Origin of the sequence: Citrobacter sp. wls717 (assembly GCF_005280955.1) — a bacterium.
Lineage (GTDB): Bacteria > Pseudomonadota > Gammaproteobacteria > Enterobacterales > Enterobacteriaceae > Citrobacter > Citrobacter werkmanii.
Genome location: NZ_SZWW01000006.1, coordinates 449,092 through 475,379 on the forward strand (window position 1 = coordinate 449,092; position 26,288 = coordinate 475,379).

20 protein-coding genes and 1 pseudogene are annotated in these 26,288 nt (G+C 53.1%); 13 read left to right on the forward strand and 8 right to left on the reverse strand.

From position 1 onward, the window contains the following. Positions 1-25 precede the first annotated feature (25 nt). The 6 genes from FDX09_RS04480 to fhuB all read left to right on the forward strand — a co-directional run bounded on the left by FDX09_RS04480 (position 26) and on the right by fhuB (position 9,684). Complete coding sequence (locus FDX09_RS04480; RefSeq protein ID WP_137346847.1) at positions 26-2,509, forward strand: fimbria/pilus outer membrane usher protein; 2,484 nt, start codon at positions 26-28, stop codon at positions 2,507-2,509. 29 nt (positions 2,510-2,538) lie between these two features. Next, positions 2,539-3,513: a fimbrial protein gene (locus FDX09_RS04485; RefSeq protein ID WP_137346848.1), complete on the forward strand. Its 975-nt coding sequence runs from the start codon at positions 2,539-2,541 to the stop codon at positions 3,511-3,513. Positions 3,514-3,720: 207 nt separating this feature from the next. Next, positions 3,721-5,970: a ferrichrome porin FhuA gene (fhuA, locus tag FDX09_RS04490; protein WP_137346849.1), complete on the forward strand. Its 2,250-nt coding sequence runs from the start codon at positions 3,721-3,723 to the stop codon at positions 5,968-5,970. Between the two features lie 47 nt (positions 5,971-6,017). Then, on the forward strand, positions 6,018-6,815 hold the full coding sequence (gene fhuC, locus FDX09_RS04495; RefSeq protein WP_137346850.1) for a Fe3+-hydroxamate ABC transporter ATP-binding protein FhuC: 798 nt from the start codon (positions 6,018-6,020) through the stop codon (positions 6,813-6,815). Further along, entirely contained in the window at positions 6,815-7,705 is an 891-nt protein-coding gene (gene fhuD, locus FDX09_RS04500) for a Fe(3+)-hydroxamate ABC transporter substrate-binding protein FhuD (protein WP_137346851.1), read from the forward strand. The genes fhuC and fhuD overlap by 1 nt, the downstream gene beginning before the upstream one ends. Continuing rightward, the gene (gene fhuB / locus FDX09_RS04505) at positions 7,702-9,684 is read left to right on the forward strand and encodes a Fe(3+)-hydroxamate ABC transporter permease FhuB (protein ID WP_069324028.1); all 1,983 of its coding nucleotides are present in this window, start codon (positions 7,702-7,704) and stop codon (positions 9,682-9,684) included. The genes fhuD and fhuB overlap by 4 nt, the downstream gene beginning before the upstream one ends. Before the next feature lie 114 nt (positions 9,685-9,798). On the opposite strand, the gene hemL is transcribed toward fhuB, so the two are convergent. Beyond that, positions 9,799-11,079 (reverse strand): glutamate-1-semialdehyde 2,1-aminomutase, encoded by a 1,281-nt coding sequence (gene hemL, locus FDX09_RS04510; RefSeq protein WP_069324027.1) that lies wholly within the window; start codon positions 11,077-11,079, stop codon positions 9,799-9,801. A gap of 168 nt (positions 11,080-11,247) precedes the next feature. Between hemL and clcA the strand changes: the two genes are divergently transcribed. The 3 genes and pseudogenes from clcA (at position 11,248) to erpA (ending at position 13,095) form a co-directional block, all read left to right on the forward strand. Next, complete coding sequence (gene clcA, locus FDX09_RS04515; RefSeq protein WP_038637374.1) at positions 11,248-12,669, forward strand: H(+)/Cl(-) exchange transporter ClcA; 1,422 nt, start codon at positions 11,248-11,250, stop codon at positions 12,667-12,669. Between the two features lie 23 nt (positions 12,670-12,692). Continuing rightward, a pseudogene (yadW, locus tag FDX09_RS23760) lies at positions 12,693-12,758 on the forward strand (small protein YadW). Beyond that, positions 12,751-13,095, forward strand: coding sequence for an iron-sulfur cluster insertion protein ErpA (gene erpA, locus FDX09_RS04520; protein WP_006686771.1), 345 nt, complete (start codon positions 12,751-12,753; stop codon positions 13,093-13,095). The pseudogene yadW and the gene erpA overlap by 8 nt, the downstream one beginning before the upstream one ends. Positions 13,096-13,214: 119 nt before the next feature. Here the strand turns inward: erpA and FDX09_RS04525 are convergent, their stop codons facing one another. Genes FDX09_RS04525 through mtnN form a run of 3 tightly spaced genes read right to left on the reverse strand, consistent with a single transcriptional unit; the run spans position 13,215 to position 15,367 of the window. Then, positions 13,215-13,838 (reverse strand): TRIC cation channel family protein, encoded by a 624-nt coding sequence (locus tag FDX09_RS04525; RefSeq protein WP_038637378.1) that lies wholly within the window; start codon positions 13,836-13,838, stop codon positions 13,215-13,217. Between the two features lie 37 nt (positions 13,839-13,875). Continuing rightward, positions 13,876-14,676 carry a vitamin B12 ABC transporter substrate-binding protein BtuF gene (btuF, locus tag FDX09_RS04530; protein WP_087857686.1) on the reverse strand — a complete coding sequence of 267 codons (801 nt, stop codon included), beginning with the start codon at positions 14,674-14,676 and terminating at the stop codon, positions 13,876-13,878. Then, a complete protein-coding gene (mtnN, locus tag FDX09_RS04535) occupies positions 14,669-15,367 on the reverse strand; it encodes a 5'-methylthioadenosine/S-adenosylhomocysteine nucleosidase (protein ID WP_038637386.1) in 699 nt (232 codons plus the stop codon). The genes btuF and mtnN overlap by 8 nt, the downstream gene beginning before the upstream one ends. 83 nt (positions 15,368-15,450) lie before the next feature. On the opposite strand from mtnN, the gene dgt reads away from it, so the two are divergent. The 3 genes from dgt to cdaR all read left to right on the forward strand — a co-directional run bounded on the left by dgt (position 15,451) and on the right by cdaR (position 19,836). After that, entirely contained in the window at positions 15,451-16,968 is a 1,518-nt protein-coding gene (gene dgt, locus FDX09_RS04540; protein ID WP_069324023.1) for a dGTPase, read from the forward strand. 129 nt (positions 16,969-17,097) lie between these two features. Then, positions 17,098-18,531: a serine endoprotease DegP gene (gene degP / locus FDX09_RS04545; protein WP_005132129.1), complete on the forward strand. Its 1,434-nt coding sequence runs from the start codon at positions 17,098-17,100 to the stop codon at positions 18,529-18,531. Between the two features lie 147 nt (positions 18,532-18,678). Continuing rightward, positions 18,679-19,836 (forward strand): DNA-binding transcriptional regulator CdaR, encoded by a 1,158-nt coding sequence (cdaR, locus tag FDX09_RS04550; protein ID WP_038637395.1) that lies wholly within the window; start codon positions 18,679-18,681, stop codon positions 19,834-19,836. Positions 19,837-19,919: 83 nt separating this feature from the next. Here the strand turns inward: cdaR and FDX09_RS04555 are convergent, their stop codons facing one another. The 4 genes from FDX09_RS04555 to map form a co-directional block, all read right to left on the reverse strand. Continuing rightward, positions 19,920-20,306 (reverse strand): DUF3461 family protein, encoded by a 387-nt coding sequence (locus FDX09_RS04555; protein ID WP_003018562.1) that lies wholly within the window; start codon positions 20,304-20,306, stop codon positions 19,920-19,922. Positions 20,307-20,415: 109 nt separating this feature from the next. Continuing rightward, positions 20,416-21,240 (reverse strand): 2,3,4,5-tetrahydropyridine-2,6-dicarboxylate N-succinyltransferase, encoded by an 825-nt coding sequence (gene dapD / locus FDX09_RS04560; protein WP_006686779.1) that lies wholly within the window; start codon positions 21,238-21,240, stop codon positions 20,416-20,418. 31 nt (positions 21,241-21,271) lie between these two features. Beyond that, the gene (gene glnD / locus FDX09_RS04565) at positions 21,272-23,944 is read right to left on the reverse strand and encodes a bifunctional uridylyltransferase/uridylyl-removing protein GlnD (RefSeq protein WP_085048277.1); all 2,673 of its coding nucleotides are present in this window, start codon (positions 23,942-23,944) and stop codon (positions 21,272-21,274) included. Between the two features lie 239 nt (positions 23,945-24,183). Continuing rightward, complete coding sequence (map, locus tag FDX09_RS04575) at positions 24,184-24,978, reverse strand: type I methionyl aminopeptidase (RefSeq protein WP_038637400.1); 795 nt, start codon at positions 24,976-24,978, stop codon at positions 24,184-24,186. Positions 24,979-25,428: 450 nt separating this feature from the next. On the opposite strand from map, the gene rpsB reads away from it, so the two are divergent. Then, positions 25,429-26,154 (forward strand): 30S ribosomal protein S2, encoded by a 726-nt coding sequence (gene rpsB, locus FDX09_RS04580; RefSeq protein WP_003018553.1) that lies wholly within the window; start codon positions 25,429-25,431, stop codon positions 26,152-26,154. Positions 26,155-26,288 lie beyond the last annotated feature (134 nt).

Consider the following 26,288-nt stretch of genomic DNA (forward strand, 5'->3'; position numbering starts at 1 on the left):
ATAAACTAGCCATCGGATGGGCAATATGTTTTCAATTCGCGTCTTGCGCACATTTACTTTTAATTCGTTGACCTTGGCAATACTGGCAGCAAGTGCTCCAGGGTATGCCGACGATTATTTTAACCTTAGTGCACTCGAAACCGATACTCCATTAGAAAATACGGGCGCGCTGGCCGCTTATTTACATAACAGTGGCCTGTTACCTGGTAACTATCTCACTTCTGTGGTTTGGGATCAGGAATTTATTGATAAAAGAAATATCAATTTTCTCCTTTCGAAGGACGGCAAAAAGCTGGTGCCGCAGTTCACTAAAGCAGAATTGCGCGAGTTGGGCGTTAAAGTTGACACCGTTCCGGCACTGAATCTGCTTGATGATAATTCACCTGTGGGGGACATCAGCGAATATATACCTGAGGCCCGTTATGACTTTAGTGCTGATACCCAGGTGTTGCAATTGCGTATACCGCAAATGTACCGAAATACTCAGATCTCAGGCGATACCAATCCAAAATACTGGGACGACGGTATTCCTGCGCTATGGACGAGTTACTACATCTCCGGTTCTCATCAACGATTTAATGGGGATGAAAGTTCTTCAAATTGGGTGAGTTTGAATTCAGGGATAAACCTTGGACCGTGGCGACTGCATAATATGGGAACCTGGGGCCAGGATGACGGCTGGCAATCGATCAATACCTCGCTGCAACGCGACATTAAACCGTTGCGCAGCCAGTTTGAAGCTGGGCAGACCTCGACCAATGGCGAACTGTTTGACAGCGTACAGATGACAGGGATCAAACTCGAAACCGACACCAGTATGTTGCCGAGCAGCCTACAGGGTTTTGCGCCAGTGGTTCGCGGGATTGCAAACAGTGATGCCAAAGTAACCGTCAAACAAAATGGTTATGTCATCTATCAGACGAATGTTTCTCCCGGGCCATTTGAAATTCGCGACCTGAGTCAGGTGACGGCAGGGGCCGATCTTGAGGTGACGGTTCAGGAAGCCGATGGTACGGAGCGCAGCTTTATTCAGGCCAGTTCTTCAGTCCCGATTATGCTGCGAGAAGGGGCGATGAAATACAGCTTGGCGGCGGGGAAATATCGTGATGTCGATAATGGTGAAGAACCGGGATTCGGCCAGGCGACACTCATCTATGGTTTACCCTACGGCATGACCGCTTATGGCGGTATGCTAGGTGCATCGATGTACCATTCAGCCTTAGTAGGGATGGGGGTCGATCTTCAGCAGTTTGGTTCACTTTCGACGGACGTTACTGCCGCCAAAACCGCGTTTAATGACGATCGCGACGACGCTCGTGGTCAATCATGGCGGGCTCAGTATGCCAAAGATTTCCCGCTGACCGATACGACCGTGACGCTGGCTAGCTATCGCTACTCCACATCGGGTTTTTACACCTTCCAGGAAGCGTTGGATCAGCGCAACAATAACTATGATAGCGACGATATTTACAGTTATCGCAGCACTAATAATCGTCGTAGTCGTCAGCAGTTTAGCCTTTCTCAGTCGCTGCATTCATGGGGCTCGGTTTATGCCAATGCATATCAGCAGGATTACTGGGGGATGGACGGGTATGAACGCAGTATTAGCCTTGGCTACAGTAGCAGTTGGCAGGGAATCAACTGGTCGGTGAACTACAACCTGACGAAGACGCCTTCGACGACTGACGATCAGCAGATTGCCTTTTCCATTAATGTACCTTTGGCGCGTTGGCTGTCGAATTCATGGGCTACTTATAATATGAACAGCACCAGACATGGCAATACATCGCATCAAGTGGGGATTAGCGGCACGCTGCTGGAAGATAACAATTTAAGCTATAACCTTCAGCAAACCTACACCAATAGTGATGCTGGCAATGGCGCATATCTCTCATCGCGCTATCGCGCTTCGGTGGGCGAGTTTAGTTCCAGCTACAGCTATCAGAAAGATAACAAGCAGTGGAGCTATAGCGCACAGGGTAGCGTGGTCGCGCATTCGCATGGAGTCACGTTGGGCCCGTCTATACAGGATGCTTTTGCGATCGTGCATATTGCTGATGGCAATAATGTCAAAGTCCAAAATTCGTGGGGCGTTTATACCGATTATTGGGGCAATGCGGTTGTGCCTTCATTAACAAATTATCGGCGTAATACGATAACGGTTAATACGTATGGACGGGATGACATTGATATTCAGGATTCCTCATTAGACGTAACACCGACCAAAGGCGCGGTCGTTGCGGCGGGTTTTACTGCTCGCACGGGTAAGCGTGCGTTGATAACGCTGAAGCGCAATCATGGCGTCGTGCCTTTTGGCGCGATGCTTAGTCTGTCGGAGAGCACCGCCATTGTGGGCGATGACGGTGAAGTTTATCTCACCGGACTTAAGGGAACCCAGACCTTTACCGTGCAATGGGGCGATGGACGAGAAGCAAGATGCGCTGGAAGCGTGACAATACCTGAAGAAGTACCGGCAGGTATTTATAAAGCAAACGTGCAGTGCCAGTGAAGACTGACTCTAAAAGAAAGGAATCTGTAATGAATATTAAACCAGGCTATTTAGGGGCGCTGTTATTACTGATTAGCGGTAGCAGCTGGGCGAGTTGTTCTTTTACTCAGGGCGGTGTTGGGCCAGGACCTTTTACCATACCAGCGTTGGTGGTAAGCCAGGATGCGACGCCTGGTACGATACTTTATAGTCAAGAACTGGTTGGATCTGCGGCTAAATTGAAATGTACGGGAGTTGCTCCTATTTATAAAGGATACAGGTATCTGAGCACCCGTTGGGAAAATAGTGTTGGACTGTCAGCTGTTTATAAAACTAACGTTCCCGGCATCGGTATTCAGGCAAAATGGAACAGCTCAGGGGAATCGCTTGCTGCAGACGGTAACTATATCCTCTCTTATTTTGAAGCTCAGTATATGACAGAAGATTATGAATATACTCTTTCACCCCGAATAGGTATTAGGATTGTTGTCATCGGGCCCATTGAAAGCGGCACTATTGATGCCAGCCGTTTGTTGGCCGAATGGGTATTTGACAACCAGACGGTTGCCCAACTCACCTTTAACCCTGTGAGCGTAAACGTGCAGGCTAACACCTGTAACCTTGTTGAGAAAAATATTTCCGTACCGCTTAAACAGATCACAACGGGTGAATTTAACAACGGTTATTCAGACGTTGTCTCAGATGATGCCTTCAAAATTCAGCTTGATGCCTGTAAAGCCGATATACAGGTTGATTATCGGTTTACGACCTCAGGGTCGACGGGGGTAACCAGCGGTAACATTCTTAGTATTGCTAGCGGAACGGACGCCGCCGAAGGGGTGGGGATTCAAATCCTTGATAACAATAACAACGTTCTCCAGTTTGATACGGATTATACCGCTGTCTCGAAAACGACAGAGAATCAGGCCATCACTATTCCTCTTCAGGCGCGTTATGTCAAAACGGGGACGGTCAAAGCCGGGCAGGTAGATGCCGTCGCGACGTTTGAAGTTTATTATCGCTAAACGTGAATGACCTGCCAAATTTGGCAGGTCATTACCCAATTCCATCATCTTTCTATATCCCTTCTCCCAATCTGGTTATTTCTTAACCCCTTAGTTTTAGTAGGGGCGCGTATTGCTTGCGCTCGCAACAGCGTTTCGAATATCATACTCTCGTTATAAGAATAATTCTCGTTTACGTTATCATTCACTTTCATCAGAGAAATACCAATGGCGCGTATTAAAACTGCTCAGCCAAATTCCTCGCTGCGTAAAATTGCAGTTGTGGTAGCCACAGCGGTTAGCGGCATGTCTGTCTATGCACAGGCGGCGGTTCAACCGAAAGAAGAAACCATCACCGTAACCGCAGCGCCTGCTCCGCAGGAAAGTGCATGGGGGCCAGCGGCAACCATCGCCGCACGACAGTCTGCTACGGCGACCAAAACCGATACTCCGATTCAAAAAGTTCCTCAGTCTATTTCAGTGGTCACCGCTGAAGAGATGGCGTTACATCAGCCGAAATCGGTTAAAGAGGCGCTCAGCTACACTCCTGGTGTCGCCGTGGGTACGCGTGGCGCATCCAATACCTATGACTATCTGATTATTCGCGGATTCGCGGCAGACGGCCAAAGTCAGAACAACTATCTGAATGGCCTGAAGATGCAGGGTAACTTCTACAACGATGCGGTAATCGATCCTTATATGCTGGAGCGCGCTGAAGTGATGCGCGGTCCGGTTTCCGTTCTTTACGGAAAGAGCAACCCTGGCGGGTTGTTGAACATGGTCAGCAAGCGCCCCACGACAGAGCCGCTGAAAGAAGTTCAGTTCAAAATGGGCACTGACAGCCTGTTCCAGACCGGGTTTGATTTCAGCGACGCGCTGGATGACGATGGCGTGTACTCATACCGCCTGACCGGCCTGGCGCGTTCCGCTAATGCGCAGCAGCAGGGCGCAGAAGAGCAACGCTACGCTATCGCGCCATCGTTCTCATGGCGTCCGGATGATAAGACAAACTTCACCTTCCTCTCCTACTTCCAGAACGAGCCTGAAACCGGTTATTACGGTTGGTTGCCGAAGGAGGGTACCGTATCTAAGCTGCCAAACGGTTCACGTCTGCCCACCGATTTCAACGAAGGAGCAAACAACAATACCTACTCTCGTAATGAGAAGATGGTGGGCTACAGCTTTGACCACGAATTTAACGACACCTTTACCGTGCGTCAGAATCTGCGTTATGCGCAAAACAAAGTTTCGCAAAACAGCGTGTATGGCTACGGCATGTGCTCAGATCCGCTCTATACAAAAGATCCGGCTAACAGTCCTTGTGCCAGCGTTCCTCAGTCAGATTGGGGTCATACATTGACTCGTCAGTACGTTGACGATAATGAGAAATTGCAGAACTTTGCTGTTGATACGCAGGTGCAGAGCAAATTTGCTACCGGTTCCCTGGATCACACATTGCTGACCGGCGTTGACTATATGCGTATGCGTAACGACATCAACTCCTGGTTTGGTTGGGCTGGTTCTGTAGCGCCGTCAGATATCTATAACCTTGACCGCAGCGACTTTGATTTTGGCGCGCATCCTGGACCAGGTGCTCCGTATCGTGTTCTGAATAAACAGGAACAAACTGGTCTGTACGCTCAGGATCAGATGCAGTGGGATAAGGTGCTGGTTACTCTGGGTGGTCGTTACGACTGGGCTAAACAGGATTCTCTGAACCGCGTATCTGGCGTGCAGGACTCCCGTGATGACAGACAGTTCACCTGGCGTGGCGGTGTTAACTATCTGTTTGACAATGGTGTAACTCCGTATTTCAGCTATAGCGAATCTTTTGAACCGGCTTCCCAGACCGGGGCTAGCGGCAATATCTTTGCACCATCCAAAGGTAAGCAGTACGAAGCTGGCGTGAAATACGTGCCGGGCGATCGTCCGATCGTGTTGACCGGTGCGGTATACCAGCTCACCAAAACCAATAATTTGATGGCCGACCCGAATGGATCGCTTTTCTCGGTTGAAGGCGGTGAAATTCGTTCACGTGGTGTGGAAATTGAAGCAAAAGCGGCGCTGTCTGCCAGCGTTAACGTTGTCGGTTCTTATACCTACACCGATGCGGAATACACCACTGACACCAACTACAAAGGCAATACGCCTGCTCAGGTGCCAAAGCATATGGCATCCTTGTGGGGTGATTACACCATCTATGACGGCGCGCTCTCTGGCCTGACGCTGGGAACCGGCGCTCGTTTAACCGGTTCAAGCTACGGCGATCCGGCAAACTCCTTCAAAGTGGGAAGCTACACGGTGGTGGATGCGTTAGTGCGATACGATCTGGCGCGCGTCGGCATGGCGGGCTCCAACGTGGCGCTGCATGTGAACAACCTGCTTGATCGTGAATATGTCGCCAGTTGCTTCAACACCTATGGCTGCTTCTGGGGCGCAGAACGTCAGGTCGTTGCAACCGCAACCTTCCGTTTCTAATTTCTCTTTGGGCACGCTTTGCGTGCCCGTTTTACAAGTTGGCTGCTATGCAGGAAAACAGATCCCATCCCAATACCACTTTTGCGTTGCGTAATGTCTCCTTTCGTGTGCCTGGGCGCACGCTTTTGCATCCACTCTCGTTAACGTTTCCCGTAGGAAAAGTGACTGGTCTTATCGGCCACAACGGTTCCGGAAAATCGACGTTATTGAAAATGCTGGGACGTCATCAGCCGCCGTCAGAAGGCGAGATCCTGCTCGACGAACAGCCGCTGGAGAACTGGAGCAGTAAAGCGTTTGCCCGCAAGGTCGCCTATTTGCCGCAGCAGTTGCCGCAGGCAGAAGGGATGACCGTTCGCGAACTGGTAGCGATTGGCCGCTATCCGTGGCACGGCGCGCTGGGACGTTTTGGCGTGGCCGACAGAGAGAAAGTAGAAGAAGCCATTTCGTTGGTGGGCTTAAAACCCCTGGCGCATCGTCTGGTCGATAGCCTGTCCGGCGGCGAGCGTCAGCGTGCGTGGATCGCCATGCTGGTGGCGCAGGACAGCCGCTGCCTGCTGCTTGACGAACCGACCTCTGCGCTGGATATCGCTCATCAGGTTGACGTACTGGCGCTGGTGCATCGCTTAAGTCAGGAGCGCGGCTTGACGGTGGTTGCCGTACTGCACGATATCAATATGGCGGCCCGCTACTGCGATTATTTAGTTGCGCTGCGCGGCGGTGAAATGATTGCTCAGGGAACGCCTGCGGAACTGATGCGCAGCGAAACGCTGGAACAAATTTACGGTATCCCGATGGGCATTTTGCCGCATCCGGCCGGTGCCGCACCCGTGAGTTTTGTCTATTAATGATCGGATTACCACATATTACCCGTCGGCGGCTGCTGACGGCGATGGCGCTGTCGCCGCTGCTGTGGCGGATGAATACGGCTAACGCGGCGGCGATTGATCCGCAACGTATTGTGGCGCTGGAATGGCTGCCGGTAGAGCTGTTGCTGGCGCTGGGCATCGTGCCGTATGGCATTGCGGATATCCCTAACTACAAACTGTGGGTCAATGAACCTCCATTGCCGGACTCGGTGATTGACGTCGGGCTACGTACGGAACCCAATCTCGAACTACTGACCGAAATGAAACCCTCGTTTTTGGTATGGTCGGCTGGTTATGGCCCCGCCCCCGAAAAACTGGCGCGAATTGCGCCTGGTCGGGGATTTAACTTCAGCGATGGCAAAAAGCCGCTGGCGGTTGCGCGTCAGTCGCTGCAGGAAATGGCGCAATTGCTGAATTTGCCAGCTTCTGCTGAACGTCATCTGACTGAATACGATCGTTTTATCGCCAGCCTGAAACCGCGCTTTATCCAACGAGGCGCGCGCCCCGTGCTCCTGACGTCCCTGCTTGATTCGCGGCATATGCTGGTGTTTGGCCCGAACAGCCTGTTCCAGGAGGTGCTGGACGAATATGGGATCCCCAACGCCTGGCAGGGAGAAACCAACTTCTGGGGCAGCACAGCCGTGAGTATTGACCGGCTTGCAGCCTATAAGGACGTTGATGTGCTGTGCTTTGATCACGGCAACAACAGAGAAATGGATGCGCTGATGTCTACGCCGTTATGGCAGGCGATGCCATTTGTCCGTAGCGGACGTTTTCAGCGCGTGCCTGCCGTCTGGTTTTATGGTGCAACGCTGTCCGCGATGCATTTTGCCCGCATCCTGGATAATGCACTGGGAGGCAAAGCGTGAGTAAACGAATTGCGCTGTTCCCAACGCTTCTTCTGGCGGTTCTGTTCGTCGCTGCCTGCTGGCTCACCTGGGTTAACTTCTCTGTGGCGCTACCGCGCAGCCAGTGGCAACAGGCCATCTGGTCACCGGATATCGATGCCATTGAGCAGATGGTTTTCCACTACAGCCTGCTGCCGAGGCTGGCGATTTCGCTATTAGTTGGCGCCGGGCTGGGGTTGGTCGGCGTGTTGTTCCAGCAGGTGCTGCGTAACCCGCTGGCGGAGCCAACCACGCTGGGGGTCGCAACCGGGGCGCAGTTAGGTATTACGGTCACGACGCTGTGGGTGATTCCGGGGGCGCTGACCGCGCAATTTGCGGCGCTGGCAGGGGCCTGTATCGTTGGCGCGCTGGTGTTTGGCGTTGCCTGGGGCAAACGTCTTTCCCCCGTGACGCTAATCCTTGCCGGTCTGGTGGTCAGCCTGTACTGCGGGGCGATTAACCAGTTACTGGTACTTTTCCATCACGATCAGCTGCAAAGCATGTTTTTGTGGAGCAGTGGCTCGCTGACGCAAACCGACTGGAGCGGCGTTCAGCGTTTGTGGCCGCAACTGCTGGGCGGCGTGATGTTGACGCTGCTGTTATTACGCCCAATGACGCTGATGGGACTGGATGACGGCGTGGCGCGCAACCTTGGGCTGGCGCTATCGCTGGCGCGTCTGGCGGCACTGACGCTGGCGATTGTCATCAGCGCCTTGCTGGTTAACGCTGTCGGAATTATCGGTTTTATCGGCCTGTTTGCCCCGCTGCTGGCAAAAATGCTCGGCGCCCGGCGCTTACTGGCGCGTCTGATGTTGGCCCCGCTGATCGGCGCGCTGATCCTCTGGCTCTCCGATCAAATCATTCTGTGGCTAACCCGCATCTGGATGGAAGTCTCCACCGGTTCGGTGACGGCGCTGGTTGGCGCGCCGCTGCTGCTGTGGCTGCTGCCGCGCCTTAAGAGCATGAGCGCACCGGATATGAATGCCAGCAACCGCATCGCCGCTGAGCGTCAAAATGTCCTGATGTTTGCGCTGGCGGGCGGCGCAATTTTACTGCTGACGGTCGTGGTGGCACTGTCGTTCGGACGTGATGCGCACGGCTGGACATGGGCCAGCGGATCGATGCTGGATGAACTGATGCCCTGGCGCTGGCCGCGTATTCTGGCGGCGCTGATTGCCGGGGTGATGCTGGCGGTGGCGGGTTGCATTATTCAGCGTCTGACCGGAAATCCAATGGCCAGCCCGGAAGTCCTCGGTATTAGTTCCGGCGCGGCATTTGGCGTGGTGTTAATGCTGTTTCTGGTGCCCGGCAATGCCTTTGGCTGGCTGCTCCCCGCCGGGAGCCTCGGAGCGGCGGTCACTCTGCTTATCATCATGGTTGCCGCCGGGCGCGGCGGTTTTTCGCCGCACCGCATGCTGCTGGCAGGGATGGCGCTCAGTACGGCGTTTACAATGCTACTAATGATGCTGCAGGCCAGCGGCGATCCGCGCATGGCGGGCGTGTTGACCTGGATCTCCGGTTCAACCTATAACGCGACTGGCGAGCAGGTATTGCATACCGGGATAGTGATGGTTTTCTTGCTGGCGTTGACGCCGCTGTGTCGTCGTTGGTTGACGATTTTACCGCTGGGAGGCGATACGGCGCGGGCGGTCGGTCTGGCGTTGACGCCGTCACGCGTGGGGTTACTGCTGTTGGCGGCGGGATTAACGGCGACAGCAACCATGACGATTGGGCCGTTGAGCTTTGTCGGGCTGATGGCGCCGCATATTGCTCGCATGATGGGTTTTCGCCGGGCGATGCCCCATATGCTGATTTCGGCGCTGGCGGGAGGCGTGCTGTTGGTCTTTGCCGATTGGTGCGGCAGAATGGTGCTGTTTCCGTATCAGATCCCGGCGGGATTACTGTCGACGTTTATCGGCGCGCCGTACTTTATCTATCTGCTGAGAAAGCAGAGCCGCTGAGGCTGATTCTTTTCATGTAGGCCGGATAAGACGCTTTGCGTCGCCATCCGGCAATAAAAAAGCCGGGTGGTGGCTTCGCCTTACCCGGCCTACTTTGTTTCTGTACGTTCTCTTTTACAGTTTCGCAAACACCCGACGCGCGGCATCGATGGTGTTATTGATATCTTCTTCGCTGTGCGCCACAGACATAAAGCCCGCTTCGAAGGCAGACGGTGCCAGGTAAATCCCTTCATCCAGCATCATGTGGAAGAACTGCTTAAAGCGTTCAACGTCGCATGCCATCACATCCTGATAGCAGGTCACGGTTTCTGCATCGGTGAAGAAAATCCCGAACATCCCGCCCACATGGTTAACCACCAGAGGAATGTTCGCTTCTTCGGCGGCTTCCAGCAGACCTTCCGCCAGATGCGTTGTCAGTTCATTCAGCGTTTCATGAATACCCGGTTGGGCCACTTCGTTCAGACAAGCAAAACCCGCCGCCATTGCAATCGGGTTACCGGACAGCGTACCCGCCTGGTAAACCGGACCGGTCGGCGCAAGGGCATCCATCACATCACGACGGCCACCGAATGCGCCAACGGGCATCCCGCCGCCGATGATTTTACCCAGGCAGGTCAGGTCCGGAACGACGCCGTAATAATCCTGCGCACCGGCCAGCGCCACGCGGAAACCGGTCATCACTTCATCGATGATCAACAGCGCGCCAAACTCATCGCACAGCGCACGCAGGCCTGGCAGGAATTCCGGCAACGGTGGAATGCAGTTCATGTTGCCGGCGACCGGCTCAACGATGATACAGGCGATCTCCTGCGGATATTGCTCAAACGCCGCACGCACTGAAGCGAGATCGTTGTAGGTGCAGGTCAGGGTGTGTTTCGCGAAATCAGCGGGTACGCCAGGGGAGTTCGGCTGGCCCAGCGTTAACGCGCCGGAACCGGCTTTGACCAGCAGGCAGTCAGCATGGCCGTGGTAGCAGCCTTCAAATTTGATGATCTTATCGCGACCGGTGAAACCGCGCGCCAGACGGATGGCGCTCATCGTCGCTTCCGTACCGGAGTTCACCATGCGCACCATGTCCATGGTCGGTACGAGTTCAGTGACCAGCTCCGCCATTTTCACTTCCATCTCGGTTGGCGCGCCGAAGCTTAAACCGCGCTCTGCCGCTTCAATCACTGCGTTACGGATTGCCGGATGGTTATGGCCCAGCACCATCGGTCCCCAGGAACCGACGTAGTCGACATAGGCTTTACCATCGACATCATACAGATACGCGCCGTCCGCTTTTTCGATAAACAGCGGAGTACCACCCACGCCAGTAAAGGCGCGAACGGGGGAGTTAACGCCGCCAGGGATAAGTTCGCGTGCTGCGCTGTAGAGATTTTCAGACTTACTCATGGATGGGGTCCTGGTTCGTAGAAAAAGTAAATGCCCGCTATTCTAGTTATTCAGAGAAGGTTATGAAAGTTTTACGCAATTGAAACAATGCGATTTGCAGGGGATTTTCGTGAAATGTGCGAGTAGAATGCCGATTCCGTATTTGTATTACCAATTAATGATCATCTGATGAAGACTGACACTCCCTCTTTTGAAGCACAACAAATTGTGCGTTTACGCCGCAGGGATCAAATCCGTCGACTCCTGGAACGAGACAAAACGCCGTTGGCGATCCTCTTGATGGCCGCGGTAGTGGGGACCGTGACGGGACTAGTGGGCGTGGCGTTTGAGAAAGCGGTGACCTGGGTGCAGAATCAGCGCATCGGCGCGTTGGCTCAGGTTGCGGACCATGCCATTTTGCTGTGGCCGCTGGCGTTTATCCTCTCCGCATTGCTGGCGATGGTCGGCTATTTTCTGGTGCGTAAATTTGCGCCGGAAGCGGGCGGTTCGGGGATCCCAGAGATTGAAGGCGCTTTGGAGGAATTGCGACCTGTGCGCTGGTGGCGCGTTCTGCCGGTGAAATTTATCGGCGGTATGGGTACGCTGGGCGCTGGGATGGTGCTCGGGCGAGAAGGGCCGACCGTGCAGATTGGCGGCAACATTGGGCGTATGGTGCTGGATATTTTTCGTATGCGCAGCGCCGAAGCGCGGCATACTCTGCTGGCTACCGGTGCCGCTGCGGGCCTGTCGGCGGCGTTCAATGCCCCTCTGGCGGGGATCCTGTTCATTATTGAAGAGATGCGTCCGCAGTTTCGCTATAACCTCGTGTCGATCAAAGCCGTGTTTACCGGCGTCATCATGTCGAGCATTGTGTTTCGCGTTTTCAATGGTGAAGCTCCGATTATTGAAGTTGGCAAGCTCTCCAATGCGCCGGTGAATACGCTGTGGCTGTATCTGGTGCTGGGGATTGTTTTTGGCTGCGTCGGACCGTTGTTTAATACCATGGTGTTGCGTACCCAGGATATGTTCCAGCGTTTCCACGGTGGTGAGATTAAAAAATGGGTGCTCATGGGCGGCGCGATTGGCGGCTTGTGCGGGATCCTCGGATTAATTAAACCTGAAGCAGCGGGTGGTGGGTTTAACCTGATCCCGATTGCTGCGGCGGGCAATTTTAGCGTCGGTCTGCTGCTGTTTATTTTTATTGCCCGGGTGATTACCACGCTGCTGTGCTTCTCGTCCGGCGCGCCTGGCGGGATTTTTGCCCCGATGCTGGCGTTGGGTACGCTGCTTGGTACCGCGTTCGGTATGGCCGCAGCGGCCTCTTTTCCGCAGTATCATCTGGAGGCCGGAACTTTTGCCATTGCCGGAATGGGGGCTTTGTTGGCGGCTTCGGTAAGGGCGCCGCTCACCGGTATTGTGCTGGTGCTGGAGATGACCGATAACTATCAGCTCATTTTGCCAATGATTATTACCTGTCTTGGCGCAACACTATTAGCCCAATTTATGGGCGGAAAGCCGCTATACTCGACTATCCTTGCCCGCACGCTGGCAAAACAGGAAGCGGAGCAGGCGGCAAAAAGTCAGGGGACTACCGCTGGCGAGAATACTTGAACGAAATACCAGGGTATTAGATAATGGCTTTAACCATTGGGTTATAATTTGCCCAATTGCCAATGTCGTTTGGAGCAAAATATGAGTGATGACGTAGCGCTGCCACTGCAATTTACTGAAGCAGCAGCCAATAAAGTAAAAAGCCTGATCGCTGATGAAGATAACCCGAATCTGAAATTACGCGTGTATATCACCGGCGGTGGTTGCAGCGGTTTCCAGTATGGTTTCACCTTTGATGATCAGGTGAACGATGGTGATATGACCATTGAGAAACAAGGTGTTGGTCTGGTGGTTGATCCGATGAGCCTGCAATATCTGGTGGGTGGTTCGGTTGACTATACCGAAGGTCTGGAAGGTTCCCGCTTCGTTGTGACTAACCCGAATGCAAAAAGCACCTGCGGGTGTGGTTCTTCTTTCAGCATCTGATTGCTGTCTGTAATACTGATGGTCTGATGTTGTAGGCCCGGTAAGCGAAGCGCCACCGGGCAATGTGCCGGATGGCGGCGTAAACGCCTTATCCGGCCTACATGTTCTGTACCGTCATATCAACGCCCGTTATCATCCAGCGCAAACGTCGGCAATTTCAAATGCCAGCGAATGGCGGCCAGTCGAATCAGCAGGGTGACAATCATCCCCATCATACTGGCGTTTTCCAGTGAAACATCAAAGGTATAAAACGCGGTCGCATGTACGATCCCGCCGATAATACAGGCTGTAGCGTAGATTTCGGTGCGCAAAATCATCGGCACTTCACGGGCTAATACGTCACGAATGATCCCACCGCCAACGCCGGTAATCACGCCCATACAAATTGCCACCAGAGGCCCTGTTCCGGCAATAAAAGCTTTGTTGACGCCAATACCCACGAATACCGCCAGACCAACGGCATCCAGCACCGGCAGGATCCACTTCGGCAACCGTCGGGGCTGACGCACCAGCAGGATCGTCAGCATGCTGGTGATCATCGCCACCACCAGATCGGTAGGATCCTTAACCCAAAAAACCGGTCCGTTATCCAGCGCCATATCGCGGATCGTGCCGCCACCGACGGCTGTTACCACGCCTAAGACCAGAACGCCGAAGGGATCCATACGCAGTTTTCCGGCAAGCAATACGCCAGAGATAGCAAATACCGCGGTACCGACAATATCCAGCCAATAGACGAGCATGTTTAAATCCTCACAACAAACCTGGTGGGGGCAGGCGCTAATTTACCTGTGAAAGCGCATTGCAGAGTTGTTTTGCGGCGAGGATAATACGCGGGCTCGCACGTTCGAACCAATCACTATTAAGGGTAATAACCGGGATTTTAAGCTGATTTCCCCAGTATTGCTCAATTTTCAGCGTTTCGCCCGAACCACCGGTGGCAACGATAGCCTGCGGCGCTCTTGCCAGGACCTGTTCACGGCTAACCTGCGGCCATGGAACCCGACTGCCGGCAAAAATGTTTTCTCCGCCGCATACCTCAAGAACCTCATGCTGAATGGAGCCTTTTCCACTGGTAAACAGAGGATTCGCCCCAAACTGCAGAAACACGCGTTTTTTCGGTTTGTTGGCATACTGAGATTTTAGTAAAGCGTATTCATCAAGCAATGTTTTTGCCGCCTGTTTGGCCTGCTCTGGCCTGGGGCTCCATGGCGCCAATTGGCGTAGCGCATCGGCGACCTGCTCAATGGTAACGGCATCCACCCAAATGACTTTAATGCCCAGCGCGGTTAGCTGATTAACCTGCCGCTCAGCATTTCCTCCGCGCCAGGCGACGACCAAATCCGGTTTCAGCGCCACAATGCGTTCCAGATTCATGCCTTGCCAGGTTGAGACCTCTTCAATTTTTTGGGCCTCGGGCGGGTAATTGGAGTAGCTGCTGACGCCAACGGGCGTAATGCCTGCGGCAAAGGCGAGTTCAGTATTGGCAGGAGAAAGCGTAACAACACGCGGTGCGGCGTAAAGGAACGCCGGAAGAGTGAAAAGCAGGGCGACCAGCGCCCTGGAGAGTAATTTAGCCATGCGCCAGTTTCTGTACCAGCGTTTCAACCATCAGGCTTGACTGCTTCGCGGCGACCACCAGGAACTCGTCAAAGCTGAGATGGGACTGCTGATCGGCGACGTCAGAAATGGCGCGAACCACGACGAACGGCACGTTAAAATTGTGGCAAACATGCGCAATCGCGGTTGCTTCCATCTCAACGGCAATCGCCTGCGGGAAGTTATGCTTAATTTTAGCCAGGCCGACAGAGCCATTAATGAAGGCATCTCCGCTGACGATAAGCCCACGGACGGCATTCAGATTCAGTTCAGCAATGCAGGCTTCTGCTGCAGCAATCAGCGCAGGATCGGCTTTGAAACCCGCCGGGCAACCCGGTAGCTGTCCAAATTCATAGCCAAATGCCGTGACGTCGGCATCGTGATAGCGCGCTTCATCAGAAACCACGATATCGCCGACTTTCAGCGTAGAGGCCAGGCCGCCCGCTGAACCGGTATTGATGATGGCGTCCGGCTTGCAGCGTTCAAGCAGCAACGTAGCGCCCAGTGCCGCAGCGACTTTACCGATGCCTGATTTCAGTAGCGCAACCTCAGTACCATTCAGTTGGCCGGTGTAAATTTCACAACCGCCGAGAGCGATGGTCTGACGGTTTTCGATTTTGTCACGCAGTAGCGTAACTTCTTCTTCCATTGCACCAATGATGCCGATTTTCATAGATTTACTCGCGATAAGCCAGATTTGAGGGCATAGTCTATCATGCGCTTACGGGGTAGCGCATTTCTCAGGCGGGAGAGGACATGGCACAGATCGATTTCCGAAAAAAAATAAACTGGCATCGTCGTTACCGTTCGCCGCAGGGCGTGAAGACTGAGCACGAGATCCTGCGTATTTTCGAAAGCGATCGTGGACGCATTATCAATTCTCCGGCAATTCGCCGACTGCAACAAAAGACCCAGGTCTTTCCGTTGGAACGTAATGCGGCGGTACGCACGCGTTTGACGCACTCAATGGAAGTTCAGCAGGTTGGTCGCTATATCGCGAAAGAGATCCTCAGCCGACTCAAAGAGCAAAAGTTGCTGGAGCAGTATGGTCTGGATGAACTGACGGGACCGTTTGAGAGTATTGTTGAAATGTCCTGCCTGATGCATGACATTGGCAATCCGCCGTTTGGTCACTTTGGTGAAGCGGCGATTAATGACTGGTTCCGCCAGCGACTGTACCCCGCAGATGCGGAAAGTCAGCCACTCAGCGATGACCGTTGCCTGGTGGCGGCATTACGTTTGCGCGAGGGCGAAGAGTCGCTGAATGATATTCGCCGTAAAGTGCGACAGGACCTGTGCCATTTTGAGGGTAATGCGCAAGGGATTCGTCTGGTACATACCCTGATGCGTATGAATCTTACCTGGGCGCAGGTTGGCGGTATTTTGAAATATACCCGCCCGGCGTGGTGGCGCGGCAATGCGCCCGCAACACACAACTATTTAATGAAGAAACCGGGCTATTATCTTTCCGAAGAATCGTATATTGAGAGATTACGTAAAGAATTATCATTAGCGCCTTACAGTCGCTTTCCATTAACCTGGATTATGGAAGCTGCTGATGATATCTCTTATTGCGTGGCCGATCTGGAAGATGCCGTTGAGAAAAGAATCTTTAGCGTCGAACAACTTTATCAGCATCTGTATGCGGCGTGGGGACACCACGAAAAAGGTTCCCTGTTCAGTCTGGTGGTAGAGAACGCCTGGGAGAAATCACGTTCAAATACATTAAGCCGGAGTACCGAAGATCAGTTCTTTATGTATTTACGCGTTAATACATTGAATAAACTGGTGCCGTACGCTGCCCAGCGATTTATCGATAACTTGCCGCAGATTTTCGAGGGATGTTTTAATCACGCGCTGTTAGAAGATGCCAGTAGCTTCAGCCAGTTGCTGGGCGTCTATAAAAATGTGGCGATAAAACATGTCTTTAGCCACCCAGACGTAGAGCAACTGGAGTTACAGGGCTATCGGGTGATAAGCGGGTTGCTGGAAATCTATCAACCGTTATTAAAAATGACTCAGTCAGATTTTACGGAACTGGTCGAAAATGAAAGAGTAAAACGTTTTCCTATCGAGTCCCGGTTATTTCAGAAGTTGTCTACTCGCCATCGCCTTGCTTATGTTGAGGCGGTCAGTAAAATATCGGCTAGTTGCGCTGAGTTTCCTGTTCTGGAATATTATTATCGCTGCCGTTTGATTCAGGATTATATCAGCGGGATGACAGATTTATATGCCTGGGATGAATATCGTCGGTTGATGGCAGTAGAACAATAAATAATCATTTGTAAAGATCGACAATAAAATTTTACTTTTTCCTTAAACTTAAATCTGGAACTTAGCGCTATAAAACGACTCTGACGTATACAGCAATTTTGCGTTACCTGTTAATCGAGAACGAAACACATGAAAAAAACCACATTAGCAATGAGTGCACTGGCTCTGAGTTTAGGTTTGGCGTTGTCCCCCTTGTCTGCAACAGCGGCTGAAACGGCGTCTTCAGCAACGACCGCCCAACAGATGCCAAGCCTGGCCCCGATGCTTGAAAAAGTGATGCCATCGGTGGTGAGTATTAACGTCGAGGGGAGCACGACGGTGAATACGCCGCGCATGCCGCGTAATTTCCAGCAGTTCTTCGGTGATAATTCCCCGTTCTGCCAGGACGGTTCTCCGTTCCAGAGTTCACCGTTCTGCCAGGGCGGCGCACCGGGCGCTGACAACGGCGGCGGCCAGCAGCAAAAATTTATGGCGCTGGGCTCCGGCGTAATTATTGATGCTGCGAAAGGGTATGTTGTGACCAACAACCACGTGGTGGATAACGCCACGGTAATTAAGGTTCAACTAAGCGATGGCCGTAAGTTTGACGCGAAGATCGTGGGTAAAGATCCGCGCTCCGATATCGCGTTGATCCAGATTCAGGATCCGAAAAACCTGACGGCAATTAAGCTGGCGGATTCCGACGCGCTGCGCGTGGGTGATTACACCGTGGCAATTGGCAACCCGTTTGGCCTCGGTGAGACCGTGACCTCCGGTATCGTTTCTGCGCTGGGTCGTAGCGGCCTGAATGCGGAAAACTACGAGAACTTTATCCAGACGGATGCTGCGATCAACCGGGGCAACTCCGGTGGCGCACTGGTCAACCTGAACGGTGAGCTGATCGGGATTAACACCGCGATCCTCGCGCCGGACGGCGGTAATATCGGGATCGGTTTTGCAATCCCAAGCAACATGGTGAAAAACCTGACCTCGCAGATGGTTGAGTTCGGCCAGGTTAAACGTGGCGAGCTGGGCATCATGGGTACCGAGCTGAGCTCTGAGCTGGCGAAAGCGATGAAAGTTGACGCCCAGCGTGGCGCATTCGTCAGCCAGGTCATGCCGAACTCTTCCGCAGCGAAAGCGGGTATTAAAGCCGGGGATGTGATTACCTCCCTGAACGGTAAACCTATCAGCAGCTTTGCCGCACTGCGTGCGCAGGTGGGAACTATGCCGGTAGGCAGCAAAATTAACCTTGGCCTGCTGCGCGACGGTAAGCCTGTTACTGTGAATCTGGAACTGCAGCAGAGCAGCCAGACCCAGGTTGATTCCAGCTCTATCTTCAAAGGCATTGAAGGTGCCGATATGAGCAACAAGGGCCAGGACAAAGGGGTCGTGGTAAGCGACGTGAAACCGAATTCTCCGGCTGCACAGATTGGCCTGAAGAAAGGGGATGTGATTATCGGTGCTAACCAGCAACCGGTGAAAAATATCGCCGAACTGCGCAAAATTCTCGACAGCAAACCCGCTGTACTGGCGCTGAACATTCAGCGTGGCGACAGCTCCATCTATCTGTTGATGCAGTAATCTCCCTCAACCCCTTCCTGCACAGGAAGGGGTTTCTTTTTGTGATACCTCCCACAACTCCATACTTCTCTCTTCCGCTTTGTGCATTTGCACAATGTTGTCGCTTGTTATCTTCCTTATGCTTGAGCTCTGCTCACAGGAGGGTTTATGGCTGGCTGGCATCTTGATACCAAAATGGCGCAGGATATCGTGGCGCGTACCATGCGCATCATTGATACCAATATCAACGTAATGGATGCCCGTGGGCGGATAATCGGCAGCGGCGATCGCGAACGAATTGGTGAATTGCACGAAGGCGCGCTGCTGGTGCTTTCTCAGGGGCGGGTGGTCGATATTGACGATGCGGTCGCACGGCATTTACACGGTGTGCGACAGGGGATCAATCTGCCGCTGCGTCTTGACGGCGAAATCGTTGGCGTTATCGGTCTTACCGGCGAACCGGAACATCTGCGCAAATACGGCGAATTGGTATGTATGACCGCCGAAATGATGCTGGAACAGTCGCGTCTGATGCATCTTTTAGCCCAGGACAGCCGTCTGCGCGAAGAATTGGTGATGAACCTGATTCAGGCGGAAGAAAATACCCCAGCGCTAATGGAATGGGCGCAGCGTTTAGGCATCGATTTGAACCAGCCGCGCGTGGTAGCGGTAGTCGAAGTCGACAGCGGTCAGCTTGGTGTTGACAGCGCGATGGCTGAATTACAGCAATTACAGAATGCGTTGACCACGCCAGAGCGTAATAATCTGATTGCGATTGTTTCCCTGACTGAGATGGTGGTGCTGAAACCCGCGCTCAATCAGTTTGGCCGCTGGGATGCCGAAGATCATCGCAAGCGCGTTGAACAGCTCATTGCCCGGATGAAAGAGAACGGACAGCTGCGTTTTCGCGTCTCGCTCGGCAACTATTTTACCGGACCTGGCAGCATTGCCCGTTCGTATCGTACGGCGCGTACCACCATGATGGTCGGTAAGCAGCGGATGCCGGAAAGCCGAAGCTATTTCTATCAGGATCTGATGCTGCCGGTACTGCTGGACAGCCTGCGCGGCGGCTGGCAGGCCAATGAGCTGGCGCGTCCGTTGGTACGGTTAAAAGCAATGGATAACAACGGCTTGCTGCGTCGGACATTAGCGGCATGGTTTCGGCATAACGTTCAGCCGCTGGCGACCTCAAAAGCCTTGTTTATTCATCGCAATACGCTGGAGTATCGCCTGAATCGTATTTCAGAACTGACCGGGCTGGATTTGGGGAATTTTGACGACAGGCTGCTGCTGTATGTGGCATTGCAGTTAGATGAGCAACATTGATTGCCTGATGGTGCGACGCTTATCAGGCAAAATGCCGGGTGGCGGCTTCGCCTTACCCGGCCTACGAATACATCCACTCGCGGTTATTTACGCGTCAGTTTTTCCAGATCGGCTTCAATTTCGCTGATCTTGTTGGTCACGACGCTTTCCAGATGACGTAAATCATCGAGGATCTTACGTTTAAGATCGACTTCGCTGCGATCGCGCTGGCAGATCTGATCCAGTTCATCGATCACATAGCGCAGGTTGGGGCTGATCTCCTGCACTTCTTTATAACCCTGGCCGACGCCATCGGCGACAACCGTTTTACGCTGGCGGGGATATTTGAACTTCACGCTCTTGGCAAAAAACTCGCCTTTATCCTTCTGGAAATAGATTTTCAGGATATCGTTGTTGGCTTCTTGCCGCAGGCTGTAACGATCGATCTCTTCAGGATTAGTAATGCCCAGACTTTTCAGATTGTCATACATAGCGGTACCCTTAAGCTCACTATAACCATTGAATAATTAACGAAAAGCCTTGTTTACGCCACTCGCAGATGTAAAAAAAGCGGGCTAAGCCCGCTTTTTCAAATTGCTGTTAGTCGATGGTGCGTAACAGTTCGTTGATTCCCACTTTGCCACGCGTTTTGGCATCAACCTTCTTCACTATCACCGCGCAGTACAGGCTGTATTTGCCATCTTTCGACGGCAGGTTGCCGGAGACGACAACGGAGCCCGCCGGAACGCGGCCATAATGTACTTCGCCCGTTTCGCGATCGTAAATACGGGTGCTCTGGCCGATGTACACGCCCATGGAGATAACGGATCCTTCTTCGACGATCACGCCTTCTACGACTTCAGAACGCGCGCCGATGAAGCAGTTGTCTTCAATGATGGTCGGGTTAGCCTGTAACGGCTCCAGTACGCCGCCAATGCCAACGCCGCCGGACAAGTGTACGTTTTTACCGATTTGCGCACAGGACCCGACTGTCGCCCAGGTATCAACCATCGTACCTTCATCAACATAAGCGCCGATGTTCACGTAAGACGGCATCAGCACGGTGTTACGGGCGATAAACGCGCCCTGACGTACTGCCGCAGGCGGCACCACGCGGAAACCTTCTTTCTGAAAACGCGCTTCGTCATAGTCGGCGAATTTCATCGGCACTTTATCGAAGTAACGGCTTTCCGCACCATCGATAACCTGATTATCGTTAATACGAAAAGAGAGCAGGACCGCTTTTTTCAGCCACTGATGCGTGACCCACTGACCCTCAATCTTTTCTGCGACGCGCAGAGCACCGGAATCCAGTAAAGAAATAACCTGATTCACCGCTTCGCGGGTTACGGTATCCACATTTGCCGGAGTAATGTCGGCACGGCGCTCGAAAGCGGATTCAATAACGTTCTGTAACTGCTGCATTGTTAAACTCTTTCCATAATAAATAAAAACATCACCCTTTATCGTTTGGATTGAGGGCCTCTGTCAACCGTTGATGCACTTCCTGCTGCAGCTCATTATTAAGGGCGCGCCGGTCGGCGGTGGCGATTATGAATAAATCTTCTACTCGCTCGCCAATTGTTGTAATTCGGGCGCCATGCAGCGAAATTCCCAGATCGGCAAAAATCTGCCCGACCCGCGCCAGCAGTCCTGGCTGGTCGAGAGCGATAAGCTCGAGGAATGATTTTCGATCGGTATGGGTCGGCAGAAAAGTCACTTCGGTATCGACGGTAAAATGGCGTAATTTTGCCGGCTGGCGACGCGGTTGCGGCGGTTGCCAGCTACGCTGAGTGATCGCCTGTTCCAGCCCAAAACGGATCGCTTCGTGTCGGTCTGACGACAGCGGGCTACCGTCCGGCTCCAGCACAATGAATGTATCCATCGCCATTCCATCGCGGGTGGTGAAAATCTGCGCATCGTGGACGCTCAGATTACGCCGGTCCAGCTCGGCGCAAACGGCGGCAAACAGATACGGGCGATCCGGACTCCAGATAAAGATTTCCGTTCCTCCACGCGTTGCCTGCGGGCTAAGCAGAATGAGCGGCTCTTTGAGGTCATGTTGTAAGAGATGACGCGCATGCCAGGCCAGTTGATTTGGACTGTGGCGCACGAAATAGTTTGCCCGACAGCGTGACCAGATATGGTGCAGCGCTTCTTCATCAATGTTATCCATCCGCAATAACGCCAGCGCCTGAAGCTGATGGTGACGCACGCGCTCGCGCATATCCGGCGTGTTTTGCATCCCACGACGTAGCTGTTTTTCCGTGGCAAAGTACAGCTCGCGCAGCAGGCTTTGCTTCCAGCTATTCCACAGCGTTTCGTTGGTGGCGCAAATATCCGCGACGGTCAGGCACACCAAAAAGCGCAGGCGGTGTTCCGTTTGCACTTCTTCGGCGAATTGCTTAATCACTTCGGGATCCTGAATATCGCGACGTTGAGCGGTTACTGACATCAGTAAATGTTGGCGCACCAGCCACACGATCAGCTGTGTTTCGCGGGAGTTCAGGCCGTGCAGTTCGGCGAATTTGAGTACGTCCTGAGCACCGAGAACTGAATGATCGCCACCGCGGCCTTTGGCGATATCATGGAACAAAGCGGCAATCAGAATCAGCTCCGGCTGCCGCAGGCGCGGCCACAGATCTACACACAGCGGATGGCGCTGGCGGGTCTCTTCGTTGGCAAAACTTTCCAGCTTGAGCATCACGCGGATGGTGTGTTCATCTACCGTATAGGCATGAAACAGGTCAAACTGCATTTGGCCGACGATATGCGACCATTGTGGCATATAGGCCCACAATACGCTGTGGCGATGCATCGGCAGCAGGCCGCGGCTCACCGCGCCCGGATGGCGTAACATGCTGAGAAACAGCGAGCGCGCTTCCGGGATGTAGCATAACGGCTGCGTTAAATGACGGCGGGCATGGCGCAGATGGCGCAGCGTGGTGGAGTAAATCCCGCTGATTGCGCTGTTACGCACCATGATGTAAAACATCCGCAATATCGCTTCGGGTTTACGGATAAACAGGTCATCGCTGCGCAGATCAATCAAGGAGCCACGCAGTTGAAAGTCGTCATCAATCGGACGCGGCTTTTCGTCGGCGGGCATAGCGAGGATCGCCTCGTCGAACAGCTGCAACAGCATGTGGTTCAGTTCGCTGACCCGTCGCGTAACGCGGAAATAGTCTTTCATCATCCGCTCGATTGGCTCGTTGCCCTCACCGCCGTAGTTTAGCCGTTGGGCTACGCTGAGCTGACGATCAAACAGCAGGCGGTTATCGTAACGACTCACGATCAGGTGCAGAGCAAAGCGTATGCGCCACAGGATATGCAAGCATTCATTCAGCTCGGCACGCTCCGCCAGCGTCAAAAAACCAAAACCAACCATTTCATCCAGCGACGTGGCGCCAAAATGGCGGCGGGCGACCCATTGTAGAGTGTGGATGTCGCGCAGGCCGCCGGGGCTGCTTTTGATATCGGGTTCCAGATTGTAGCTGGTGCCGTGATAACGCTGGTGGCGTTGATTTTGCTCTTCCACTTTGGCGGCGTAAAACTTATCGGACGGCCAGAAACCTTCGCTAAAAATATGCTTTTGTAGCTCAAGAAACAGCGCCACGTCGCCAATCAGCAGGCGTGTTTCTATCAGATTGGTGGCGACGGTTAAATCTGATAAACCTTCCAGCAGACACTCTTCCAGCGTGCGCACGCTGTGGCCCACTTCCAGCCTCACGTCCCACAACAGCGTTAACAGCTCACCGACTTTTTCGGCCTGCGCGTCAGGGAGCTTTTTACGGCTGAGGATCAACAGGTCGATATCGGAAAGCGGGTGCAGTTCGCCGCGCCCGTAACCCCCAACGGCAACCAGCGCCAGGTCGGCAATTTGGCCAAAACCGGCTTCAATCCACAGGCGCTGTAGCAACTGGTCAATAAATTCGGTACGGGCCTCAATGAGCTGTTCAGCGGAAATTCCGCTGTCGAACGCTTCGCCTAACCAGCGCTGGAACGTGTCGATATGCGCTTTAATGCCGGCGCAGTTGAGATCGTGCTGTGGCCAGGTTCCGGGGTTTTGCGGTTGGCCTGGCAGGGTGGGGAGGGCTGTATTTGCGTGCTGTTCAGGAAGAGTATTCATTATGCGCCACCCATTAAAAAGCCGGATGATGGCGTGAACGCCTTATCCGGCCTACGTATTTACTCTTCATCCTTCAAGTTGCTTCTACGTTGGCTGCGCTCGTTCACTCCAGTCACGTACTGTATGTACGCTCCTGAAGATTCACTCTCTTGCCGCCTTGAGGCAACTCGAATGATTTTGAGTAAAGGGGTAATTTGTAGGCCTGATAAGATGCGAATGCATCGCCATCAGGCAAAACATTATTCGTCGTGAGTGATGATCGCCGGGATGGTGTCATCCTTGCGTAACGTCAGGATCTCACAGCCGTTTTCCGTCACCACAATAGTATGCTCGTACTGAGCAGACAAGCTGCGGTCTTTGGTTTTCACCGTCCAGCCGTCTTTCATGGTGCGGATGCGGTAATCACCGGCATTCAGCATCGGTTCTACGGTGAAAGTCATGCCAGGCTGCAGTACCACGCCGCCGTCGTCCGCATCGTAGTGCAGAACCTGAGGCTCCTCGTGGAAGCCGCGACCGATACCGTGACCGCAGTATTCACGTACTACAGAGAAGCCTTCGCCTTCCGCGTATTTCTGAATCGCAGCGCCCAACGTGCGCAGGCGGATGCCCGGTTTAACCATCCGCAGCGCCAGATACAGGCTTTCCTGCGTTACACGGCACAGACGTTCGCCCAGAATGGTGGGTTTGCCGACGATAAACATTTTGGAGGTATCGCCGTGGAATTCGTCTTTAATCACGGTCACGTCGATGTTCACGATATCACCATCTTTCAGGTGCTTCGCGTCGTCCGGGATCCCGTGGCACACCACTTCGTTAATCGAGATACACACGGATTTAGGGTAACCGTGGTAGCCCAGGCACGCGGAAATGGCCTGCTGCTCATTAACGATATAGTCATTACAGATGCGATCCAGTTCGCCGGTGCTGACGCCCGGTTTGATAAACGGTTCGATCATCTCCAGTACTTCCGCCGCCAGACGGCCAGCGACGCGCATTTTTTCGATTTCTTCAGGGGTCTTGATTGAGATAGCCATGAATTCTGTCCATCAGTGCCGATTATTTTCGGCAATAATTGTGTAAGTGCTGACAATGGTATCAGTCAGGGGTGTACCCTGCCAAATTGAGAATCATTCTGAACTTCGCCTTTCGTGCCACAGGTGCGTTGGCTACATTTTTTACCCCAGTCACTTACTGGTCGTAGGCTCCCGGGGATTCAAAAATTTGCCGCCTGCCTGTAACACGAAATTCATCGTTCAATTCAGCACTGAGTGCCAACAATTATTGGTGTCGGTGGCGTATTTGTGGTATAAAGCGCGCCGGACTTCCGATCCATTCGAAGACTACACACGATGGACGGGAGCGACAAATCTCACTTTGTGTAACAACACACACGTATCGGCACATATTCCGGGGTGCCCTTTGGGGTCGGTAATATGGGATGCGTGGAGGCTTAACCCCAACTTTTATATATAGAGGTTTTTATCATGGCAACTGTTTCCATGCGCGACATGCTCAAGGCTGGTGTTCACTTTGGTCACCAGACCCGTTACTGGAACCCGAAAATGAAGCCGTTCATCTTCGGTGCGCGTAACAAAGTTCACATCATCAACCTTGAGAAAACTGTACCGATGTTCAACGAAGCTCTGGCTGAACTGAACAAGATCTCTGCTCGTAAAGGTAAAATCCTTTTCGTTGGTACTAAACGCGCTGCAAGCGAAGCGGTGAAAGAAGCTGCTAACAGCTGCGACCAGTTCTTCGTGAACCATCGCTGGCTGGGCGGTATGCTGACTAACTGGAAAACCGTTCGTCAGTCCATCAAACGTCTGAAAGATCTGGAAACTCAGTCTCAGGACGGTACTTTCGAAAAGCTGACCAAGAAAGAAGCGCTGATGCGTACTCGTGAGCTTGAGAAACTGGAAAACAGCCTGGGCGGTATCAAAGACATGGGCGGTCTGCCGGACGCTCTGTTCGTAATCGATGCTGACCACGAGCACATTGCTATCAAAGAAGCAAACAACCTGGGTATCCCGGTATTTGCTATCGTTGATACCAACTCTGATCCGGACGGTGTTGACTTCGTTATCCCGGGTAACGACGACGCAATCCGTGCTGTGACCCTGTACCTGGGCGCTGTAGCTACTACCGTTCGTGAAGGCCGTTCTCAGGATCTGGCTTCCCAGGCGGAAGAAAGCTTCGTAGAAGCTGAATAATAAGGCACGCTCGTTCGAGCCCCCTTATAAACCAGGTAGTATCACGTTTGGTTAGGGGCCCTTTAGGCCCCTTTTTCACTTTTAAATCTGTGCGGTTTCATGCCGGGCAGATCAAATCTTCCGAGGATTTTAGA